Origin of the sequence: Promicromonospora sp. NPDC057488 (assembly GCF_042802395.1) — a bacterium.
GTDB lineage: Bacteria > Actinomycetota > Actinomycetes > Actinomycetales > Cellulomonadaceae > Promicromonospora.
Genome location: NZ_JBHVEG010000226.1, coordinates 1 through 8517, shown reverse-complemented (window position 1 = coordinate 8517; position 8517 = coordinate 1). Strand labels below are relative to the sequence as shown.

General features: G+C 75.1%; 10 protein-coding genes. 2 read left to right on the top strand and 8 right to left on the bottom strand.

Annotated elements, in window-relative coordinates:
* The first annotated feature begins 113 nt into the window (after positions 1–113).
* Positions 114–377, top strand: coding sequence for a ribbon-helix-helix domain-containing protein (locus ACFU5G_RS27375; protein WP_377251818.1), 264 nt, complete (start codon positions 114–116; stop codon positions 375–377).
* A gap of 99 nt (positions 378–476) precedes the next feature.
* Positions 477–632, top strand: a complete 156-nt coding sequence (locus ACFU5G_RS27370; protein WP_377251816.1) for a toxin-antitoxin system toxin subunit — start codon at positions 477–479, stop codon at positions 630–632.
* 143 nt (positions 633–775) lie between these two features.
* Here the strand turns inward: ACFU5G_RS27370 and ACFU5G_RS27365 are convergent, their stop codons facing one another.
* The 8 genes from ACFU5G_RS27365 to ACFU5G_RS27330 form a co-directional block, all read right to left on the bottom strand.
* Positions 776–1120, bottom strand: a complete 345-nt coding sequence (locus tag ACFU5G_RS27365; protein WP_377251814.1) for a DUF202 domain-containing protein — start codon at positions 1118–1120, stop codon at positions 776–778.
* A complete protein-coding gene (locus tag ACFU5G_RS27360; protein ID WP_020017685.1) occupies positions 1117–1476 on the bottom strand; it encodes a YidH family protein in 360 nt (119 codons plus the stop codon). Before ACFU5G_RS27360 ends, ACFU5G_RS27365 begins: the two co-directional genes overlap by 4 nt.
* The gene (locus tag ACFU5G_RS27355; RefSeq protein ID WP_377251812.1) at positions 1473–2564 is read right to left on the bottom strand and encodes a formylglycine-generating enzyme family protein; all 1092 of its coding nucleotides are present in this window, start codon (positions 2562–2564) and stop codon (positions 1473–1475) included. Before ACFU5G_RS27355 ends, ACFU5G_RS27360 begins: the two co-directional genes overlap by 4 nt.
* On the bottom strand, positions 2561–3331 hold the full coding sequence (locus ACFU5G_RS27350) for a GntR family transcriptional regulator (RefSeq protein WP_377251810.1): 771 nt from the start codon (positions 3329–3331) through the stop codon (positions 2561–2563). Before ACFU5G_RS27350 ends, ACFU5G_RS27355 begins: the two co-directional genes overlap by 4 nt.
* Positions 3332–3335: 4 nt before the next feature.
* Positions 3336–4976 carry a dipeptide ABC transporter ATP-binding protein gene (locus tag ACFU5G_RS27345; RefSeq protein ID WP_377251808.1) on the bottom strand — a complete coding sequence of 547 codons (1641 nt, stop codon included), beginning with the start codon at positions 4974–4976 and terminating at the stop codon, positions 3336–3338.
* Positions 4960–6870 carry a gamma-glutamyltransferase family protein gene (locus tag ACFU5G_RS27340; protein WP_377251806.1) on the bottom strand — a complete coding sequence of 637 codons (1911 nt, stop codon included), beginning with the start codon at positions 6868–6870 and terminating at the stop codon, positions 4960–4962. Before ACFU5G_RS27340 ends, ACFU5G_RS27345 begins: the two co-directional genes overlap by 17 nt.
* 5 nt (positions 6871–6875) lie before the next feature.
* Positions 6876–7763 carry an ABC transporter permease gene (locus ACFU5G_RS27335; protein ID WP_377251804.1) on the bottom strand — a complete coding sequence of 296 codons (888 nt, stop codon included), beginning with the start codon at positions 7761–7763 and terminating at the stop codon, positions 6876–6878.
* Positions 7760–8517: ABC transporter permease (locus ACFU5G_RS27330; protein WP_377251802.1), on the bottom strand; the 758-nt coding region annotated here is incomplete at its 5' end. The genes ACFU5G_RS27335 and ACFU5G_RS27330, both read right to left, overlap by 4 nt.

Here is an 8517-nt window from a genome sequence, read left to right as displayed (position 1 = left end):
GCGCATGAGCGCTCATGCGCCGACGGACCCTACGTTCGACGCCGTGCGGGCGCGACTCCGGTGCGCCGAAGGCTGACCGTTGACGGGGCGGCATTTACGTATACGATAATCAGATGAGCGACAGGAAGATCCGCGGGCAGGCGGTGAACGAGGAGCAGATCCAGGCTTGGGCCGACGAGGCCGAGGCCGGCTACGACGTGTCCAAGTTACGGCGACGCGGTCGCCCGCCAGCTGGCGACGGCCCGGGCGAGGTGGTCCCGGCTCGGCTGGATGCCGCGACGCTCGCCGCGCTCGACCGGCAGGCCAAGGCCGAGGGGTTGGCGAACAGGTCCGAGGCGATCCGCGCGGCAGTGCGCGCCTGGGCGCACGTCGCGTGAAGCTGCACGACTCAGCCCGCAAGCACTTTCGTCGAGACCGGCTGACCGAGGCCGGCGTCCTGAGCGCCACCGAGCAGCCAGCCCGCTTTCCGTGCGCCCTTGGACGACGAGGACGATCCGCGCCGCTGGCTCCTGCTCGGCTTCGACGACGCGGGGCGGCTGCTCGAGATCGTGACCCTTGAGTTCGACTCCGGCGAGACGCTGGTCATCCATGCAATGAAGGCCCGACCGCAGTACCGCGACCTGCTGCACTGACCGGCGTTGCCGCGCACCGAACCGGACCGCTGAACGTAGGCTTCGTCGGCGCATGAGCGCCCATGCGCCGACGGACCCTACGTTCGACTGCCACGACCGCGGGCGCGGCGGCGCCCGGCGCCCGTGCCCGGCGCCCGCGCCGGTCAGGCGCGGAGGGCGCTCAGGACGAGGTAGCCCGCGCACGCGAGGCCGAGGACCAGGGCCGCCGCCGTGGCCAGGGCGATGGGCGCGGCCCCGTGGTCCAGGGAGCCCGTGCCGTGCAGAGCGCGGTTGGCCCGGCGGTAGCCGAGCGCCGCGGCGACGTACGCGGCGACCGCGAGCCCGGCGCCGATGACGCCCGCGAAGACGGCGACCACCCCCGCGGCCTCCACGGTGAACCGCATCCCCACCAGGCTGGCCACGGCGAACGCGAGGCAGGTGCGGCGCCAGGCGAGCAGCGTGCGCTCGGTCTGCAGGCCCGGGTCGTAGACGCCGTGGTCCTCGGTCATACGAACAGCCCGATCGTCACCAGCGCGACGGCCACGACGATGCCGACCACGATCAGCCCGCCCACCGCGAGCCCCGGGAGCGGCCGGCCCAGGCGCAGCGCCGTCTCGGTGGCTGCCCAGCCCAGCCAGGCCTGCACGGCGGCCAGCGTGCCGAGCACCAGGAAGACGCCGGCCGCGGCCAGCCGCCAGCCCGTCGCCGCCGGAAGCGACAGCGCCTCCAGCGCGAACGCGCCCGCGTACATGCCGAGCGCCGTGCGCAGCCACGCCAGGAACGTGCGCTCGTTGGCGAGGCTGAACCGGGGGTCGGGCTCCTCGCCGTCCCGGTAGACGCGCTGCGGAAATCTCCGGGCGGTCATGCGGCGCCGTGCCCGGCGCCGTGCCCGGCGTCGCGCCCGACGTCGGACCCCGCGCCAGTCCCGGCGTCCGCCCCCGCGAGCGCGACCGTGCGGAACCCGGCGTTGCCCATCGAGGAGTCGGGCGTGTTCGACGAGCGCGCGGAGTTGCGGTAGCGGTTGCAGTACGAGATGTGGCACAGGTAGCTGCCGCCGCGCAGGATCCGCATGACGCCGGCCTCGGGGCCCGCCGGGCTCGCCGCGGGGGAGCGCCCGTACCAGCCGGGGTCGAACCAGTCCTGGCACCACTCCCAGACGTTGCCGACCGGCTGCCACAGGCCGTAGCCGTTGGGCTCGAACGTCCGCACGGGCGCTGTGGTGAGCCAGCCGTCGTCCAGGGTGTTCTCGCGCGGGAAGGCGCCCTGCCAGATGTTGGCGCGCCAGCCGCCGTCGTCGACCTCGGCGTCGCCCCAGGGGTACTTCGCGCCGTCGACGCCGCCCCGGGCGGCGTACTCCCACTCGGCCTCCGTGGGCAGCCGCCGTCCGGCCCACCCGCAGTAGGCGACGGCGTCGTTCCAGCTCACGTGGGTCACGGGGTGGTCGTCGAGGCCGTCGACGTCGGAGCGCGGGCCGCCCGGGTGCGCCCAGTCGGCACCCTGCACGCCGAACCACCACGGGGTGCCGTCGGCCTGGCCCATGATGTCGTCGTGGTCCGCCGCCACGGCGAGGTGGAAGACGGCGGAGAAGCCGAACGTCTCCGCCTCGGTGCGGTAGCCGGTCGCGTCGACGAACCGCGCGAAGTCGGCGTTCGTGACCGTGGTCGCGTCGATCTCGAAGGCGTCGAGGGTCACCTCGTGCAGCGGCACCTCGCCGTCGGCGGGGTTCCGGTCGCCCGACGAGTCGCCCATCGTGAACCGGCCCGCGGGCACGCTCGCCTGCTCGACGTCGTGCCGGCCCGGGGCGGGTGTCGCGGCGGTGTCCGCCGGGCGGGAACCGAGCTGGACGAACGCGTCCCGCCCCGGGGTCCCGCACCCGCACCCGCAACCCTCGTGCCCTGCCCCGGTCGCCTCGTCCCCGGTCCGCTCGTCCCTGGCCTGCTCGTCGCTCGTCACGGACCCACGGTATCGGCGCCGGGCAGGGCGGCGTCCGGCGCGCCACCCGCCTGCCGCCGCACCGCCGCGGCGACCTCGGGGTCCGAGCTCGGCCGCGTGACGCCGTAGCGCCGCAGGTAGCCGATCCGCGACTCCCGCACGTGCGCTGCCATGAGGGCGGCGGCCCGCTCGCCGTCGCCCGCGTCGATGGCGCCGACGATCACCCGGTGGTCCGGCCAGAGCCGCTTGCCGCGCGACTGCATGTCGGCGGCGTAGAGCCACTCGATCTTCCAGGAGAGCTGCCGCAGCAGCTGCGTCAGGGTGGCGCTGCCGCTGAGCTCGGCGACCGCGATGTGGATCTCGTCGTTGATCCCGACCAGGGGGTCCAGGTCGCCCTCGGCCACGTGCGCGTCCCCGGCGTCGAGCAGGGCGGCGATCTGCCGGCGGATGCGCCACCAGTCCTCGGGGCTCTCGTCGCCCGAGTAGAGCGCCGCCGCCCGCCGGGCCGCGCTGCGCGCGGTGGCCACCTCCAGCGCCTCCCGCACCGCGAACAGGTCGTCGGCGTCGTGCACCGGGATGGGGGCCACCCGCGAGCCCACGTGCGGGCGGGAGTCGATGAACCCCTCGCTCGCCAGGCCGCGCAGGGCCTCCCGGACCGGCACCCGCGAGACGTCGTACCGCTGGGCCAGCGAGGCCTCGGTCACGCGGGCGCCGGGGGTGAGCACCCCGGCGATGATGTCGCGCCGGATGGCGTCCTGCACGGAGGGCCGCACCACGGCAGGGAGCACGGGCTCATCGGGCGAAAGCGGCACCGGGGATGGCTCCTAGCAGGTCTCGGGTGTAGGCGGCCCGCGGGGAGTGGAACACGTCGTCGACGGACCCCTGCTCCTCGACGCGGCCTTGCCGCAGCACCACCACATTATCCGCTATGCCGCGCACCACCGCGAGGTCGTGGCTGATGAACAGGTACGACACCCCGAGGCGTTCCTGCAGGTCAGCAAGTAGATCCAGGATCTGCTCCTGGACCAGCACGTCGAGCGCGGAGACCGCCTCGTCGAGCACGAGCAGCTCCGGCCCGGGGGCCAGCGCCCGCGCGATGGCGACACGCTGCCGCTGCCCGCCGGACAGCGCGCCCGGGTGCCGGTGGGCGACGTCCCGGGGGAGCGCCACCTGGTCCAGCAGCTCGGCCACGCGCGCCCGGCGCGACTCGCGGTCCCCGATGCCGAAGATCCGCAGCGGCTCGTCGATCACCCGCTCCACCGTGTGGGTCGGGTCGAGCGACGCGTACGGGTCCTGGAACACCGGCTGCACCCGGCGGCGCAGGGCGCGCCGCTCGGCGCGGCCCGCCCCCGAGATGCTCCGGCCGTCCACCAGCGCCTCGCCCGACGTCGGGGTCTCCAGCCCGAGCAGGATGCGCGAGACCGTCGTCTTGCCCGAGCCGGACTCGCCCACCAGGGCGGTGGTGCCGCCGCGCGGCACGGAGAAGGACACCTCGTCGACGGCGCGCAGCACCCCGCCGCGCCCGCGCACCTTGTACTCCTTGACGAGGTCGCGGATGGTGACGACGTCGGCGGACGACGGCGCGTCCGGCGCGCTCTCGCCACGCCCGGTCCCGTCCGGACCAGGCCCCGCCTGCGCGACGACGGCCGCGGGCGCCGCCGCGACCAGCCGCCGGGTGTACTCGTGCTGCGGCGCGCGCAACACCTGCTCCGGCGTGCCCTGCTCCACGATCCGGCCGTCGAGCATGACGATCACCCGGTCGGCGCGGTCGGCGGCCAGGCCGAGGTCGTGCGTCACCAGGATCATCGCCGTGCCGCGGGCCTCGGCCAGCGCGCCGAGGTGGTCCAGGATGCGCCGCTGCACTGTCACGTCCAGGGCCGACGTCGGCTCGTCGGCCAGCAGCAGCTCCGGTTCCCTGGCCAGCGCCACGGCGATGAGCACGCGCTGGCGCATGCCGCCGGAGAACTCGTGGGGGAACTGCTTGGCGCGCCGCTCCGGCTCCGGCACGCCGGCCTCCTCCAGCAGCTCGTGCACGCGCCGCCGCACCGCCGGGCCGCGCAGGCCGTGGGCCCGCAGCGCGTCGGCGACCTGGTCGCCCAGGCGCATGGCCGGGTTGAGGTTGGTGCCCGGGTCCTGCGGCACCAGCCCGATCCGGCCGCCCCGGACGGCGCGCATCCGCGCCTCGCCCGCGGCGGTCAGGTCCTCGCCGTCGAGCTCGACGGTGCCGCCGGTGATGCGGCCCGCGCCGGGCAGCAGCCGCAGGAGCGCGGCCACGACCGTCGACTTGCCCGATCCGGACTGGCCCACGATCGCCACCCGCTCCCCGCGCGCCACGTCGAGGTCGACGCCGCGCACGACGGGGGTGTCGCCGTAGGCGACCTCCAGGCCGCGCACGCGCAGCAGCGGGGCGGGGCGGTCAGCGTCCTGCGGCATATCCCTGCGCTCCTCTCGGGTTGGCGGCCGCGCCCAGCAGGCCCGTGGCCGGGTCGCGGGTCACGGCGGACAGGCGGCCGAGCGCCCAGTCGCCGGCCCGCGTCACCACGTGGCCGCGGCCTTCCAGGGCGGTGATGACGTCCTCGCCCAGCCGGTCCTCCACGACGGCCCCGCCCGGCGTCCAGGTGCGCGGCCAGAACGAGCCGGGGAACGACGTCGTGTGCAGGGCCGGCGCGTCGATCGCCTGCTGCGGGGTGTACCCGCCCACGAGCACGCGCAGCAGGAACAGCAGCTGCCACTGGTCCTGCTGGTCGCCGCCGGGCGAGCCCAGCGCGATCACCGGCTCGCCGTCGCGCAGCACGAGCGTGGGCGTGAGCGTGGTCCGCGGCCGCCGTCCGGGGGTCAGGGCCGACGGCGACGCCTCGTCCAGCCACGTCATCTGCAGCCGCGTGCCGAGGCAGAAGCCCAGGCCCGGCACCGTGGGGGAGGACTGGAGCCAGCCGCCCGACGGCGTGGCCGAGACCATGTTGCCCCAGCGGTCCACGACGTCGATGTGGCACGTGTCGCCGCGGGTGGCGCCCGTGTGCTCGGGGGAGTCGGGGGTCTCGACAGGCTCGACCACCGAACCGCTGGTCGAGCCTGTCGGCACCTCGACCGTCGGCTCGCCCACGCCCGCCGCCGCACCGCCCCCGGGCGCGCCCGGCAGCGACCCGGCCGGCGCGCTGGTGGCGTACTCGGTGCGCAGCACCGGCACGGGCGGCGTCGGGCGGCCCGGCACGTCGCCCGGGCGCACCTCGTGGCTCGCGGTGTCCGCGATCAGCGCCCGGCGCAGCGCCGCGTACTCCTCGCCGAGCAGGTACGTCAGCGGCACGTCGTCGGCGGCCGGGTCGCCGTACCAGACGTCGCGGTCGGCCAGCGCGAGCTTCTGCGCCTCCAGGATCGTGTGGGCGCCCAGCTCGGTGGACGGGTCCAGCGCGGCGTCGTCCAGTCCCTCCAGGATCTTCAGGGTGGCCAGCAGGGCCGGGCCCTGGCCCCACGCGCCGGTCTTGGCGATCGTGTACCCGCGGAAGGTCACCGTGGTCGCGTCCTCGTACGACGCCGCGAAGGCCGCGACGTCGGCGGCCGTGATGACCCCGGCGTGGTCCGCGCCGTCGGCGTGCCGGTGCGGCGTGGCGACGAACGCCTCCACGGCCGCGCCCACCCGCTCGCGCCAGGCGGCGCGGGCCAGGTCGATGGCCGCTGCACGGTCCGCGGCGCCGGAGCCCGCGGCGACCACGGCGTCCAGCAGGTCGGCGTACTCCGGGTTGGTGACGACCGTGCCCGGGGCGGGCACCTCGCCGTCGGGCAGCCAGCGGGCCGCCGACGTGGGCCAGTGGTCCCGGAACAGGCCGGCCACGTTCGTCAGGGTGCCCGCCACCCGCTCCAGCAGCGGGTGCCCGTCGCGGGCGTACCCGATCGCGTAGGCCAGCACGTCCGCGAGGTCCCAGGTGCCGTGGTCCCGCAGGAGCAGCAGCCACGCGTCGACGCTGCCCGGCACCGCCGCCGCCAGCGCGCCCGACCCCGGCACCAGGTCGAGACCCTCGGACCGGTAGTGCTCGATCGTCGCGCCCGCGGGAGCGGGCCCCTGGCCCACCAGCACGCGCGGGTGCGCCGGTTCGTCCGCCGTCACGAAGACGCCGGTCATGTCGCCGCCCGGACCGTTCAGGTGCGGCTCCACGACGTGCAGCACGAACGCTCCCGCGACCGCGGCGTCGAACGCGTTGCCGCCCCGCTCGAGCACGGCCTGGGCGCTCGCGGTGGCGATCCAGTGGGTGGAGCCCACCATCCCGAACGTGCCCTTCAGGTCGGGGCGGGTCAGCGGGGTGGTCGGCCGGACGAACGGCGTCGAGGTCATGGCACTCACTTACGGTCGGTGGACGGGTCGAGGGCGTCGCGCAGGGCGTCCCCGAGGAGGTTGAAGCCGAGGCAGATCGCCACGATGGCCAGGCCGGGGAACAGCGCGGCGGTGGGCGCGCGGCCCAGGTACTGCTGCGCGTCCGAGAGCATGATGCCCAGGCTCGGCGTGGGCGGCTGGATGCCGAGGCCCAGGAACGAGAGCACCGCCTCGCCCAGGACCGCCGCCGGCATGATGACCGTAGCCTGCACGATGATCGCCGAGAGGCAGTTGGGCAGGATGTGCTGGGCGAGGATCCGCGGGCCCGACGCGTCCATCGCCGTGGCGGCGAGCACGAACGGGCTCTCCTTGAGGCGCATGGTCTCGGCGCGCACCACGCGCACCATGGTCGGCACCTGCGCGATGCCGAGCGAGATCGCCGCGCCGGACAGGCTGGGCCCGTTGATGGCGGCCAGCCCCACCGCGAGGATGAGGAACGGGAACGCGAGCGTCACGTCGGTCAGGCGCGAGACGGGCGCGTCCAGCCACCGCCAGTACCCGGCGGCCAGCCCGAGCGGAGTGCCGACGACGACGGCGAGGCCCACCGCCACGACGCCCACCATCAGCGAGGCGCGGATGCCGTACATCATCCGGGACAGGACGTCGCGGCCCAGGTCGTCGGTGCCGAGGGCGAAGCCGACGGTGCCGGGCAGCTGGAACGGGGCGTCGAAGTGCACCTCCGCGGGCCCGTGCGGGGCCAGCAGGGGCGCGAGCAGCCCGGCGAGCACCACCACGGCGAGCATCGCCGCGCCGGTGATCGCCTGCGGCGTGCGCAGCCGGGACAGCAGGCGCCGGGGCCCGACGACGGCCGGCGCGGGGTCGGGGGAGAGATCACTGTGCTCGATGACGGTCATGAGCGGCCTCCCACTCGGATGCGCGGGTCGATGACGGAGTAGAGGACGTCCACGGCCAGGTTGACCAGCACGTACCCCACGGTGGTGAGCACCACGACGGCCTGGATGACCGGGTAGTCGCGCTGGAAGACGGCGTCGAGCGTGAGCTTGCCGAAGCCGGGCAGCGCGAAGATCTGCTCGGTCACGACGGCGCCCGAGATGAGGCCGCCGAGCTGGAGCCCGGCGATGGTGACCACGACGATCAGGGAGTTGCGCAGCCCGTACCGCAGCAGCACGCGGGTCCGGCCCAGGCCCTTGGCGCGGGCCGTGCGCACGTAGTCGGTGCGCATGGCCTCGATCATGGAGGCCCGGGTCTGCCGCATGATGACGGCGGCCAGGCCGGTGCCGAGGATGAGCGCCGGGAGGGTCAGGTGCACCACCCAGCCCACGGGATCGTCGGTGAGCGGCACGTAGCCCGACGCCGGGAACAGACCCAGGCCGATGCACAGGTACAGGATCGCGAGCATGCCGAGCCAGAAGTTGGGCACCGACAGGCTGGTCAGGGCCGCGGTGTTCGCGACCCACTCGGGCCAGCGCCCGCGGTAGCGCTCGGCGAGCAGGCCGAGCGCCACCCCGGTCACGACGGCGACGACGATCGCGTAGAGCGACAGCCAGAGCGTCACCGGCAGCGTGGCGCCGATCATGCTCACGACCGAGGCACCGGTGCGGGTGGACTCGCCGAGGTCGCCCGAGGCGACCTCGGCGAGGAACCGCC

Bases quoted from the DNA above. Each gene is read 5' to 3' on its own strand.
- ACFU5G_RS27375 (WP_377251818.1), top strand. From the start codon at position 114: ATGAGCGACAGGAAGATCCGCGGGCAGGCGGTGAACGAGGAGCAGATC.
- ACFU5G_RS27360 (WP_020017685.1), bottom strand. From the start codon at position 1,476: ATGACCGCCCGGAGATTTCCGCAGCGCGTCTACCGGGACGGCGAGGAG.
- ACFU5G_RS27340 (WP_377251806.1), bottom strand. From the start codon at position 6,870: ATGACCTCGACGCCGTTCGTCCGGCCGACCACCCCGCTGACCCGCCCC.
- ACFU5G_RS27335 (WP_377251804.1), bottom strand. From the start codon at position 7,763: ATGACCGTCATCGAGCACAGTGATCTCTCCCCCGACCCCGCGCCGGCC.
- ACFU5G_RS27365 (WP_377251814.1), bottom strand. From the start codon at position 1,120: ATGACCGAGGACCACGGCGTCTACGACCCGGGCCTGCAGACCGAGCGC.
- ACFU5G_RS27345 (WP_377251808.1), bottom strand. From the start codon at position 4,976: ATGCCGCAGGACGCTGACCGCCCCGCCCCGCTGCTGCGCGTGCGCGGC.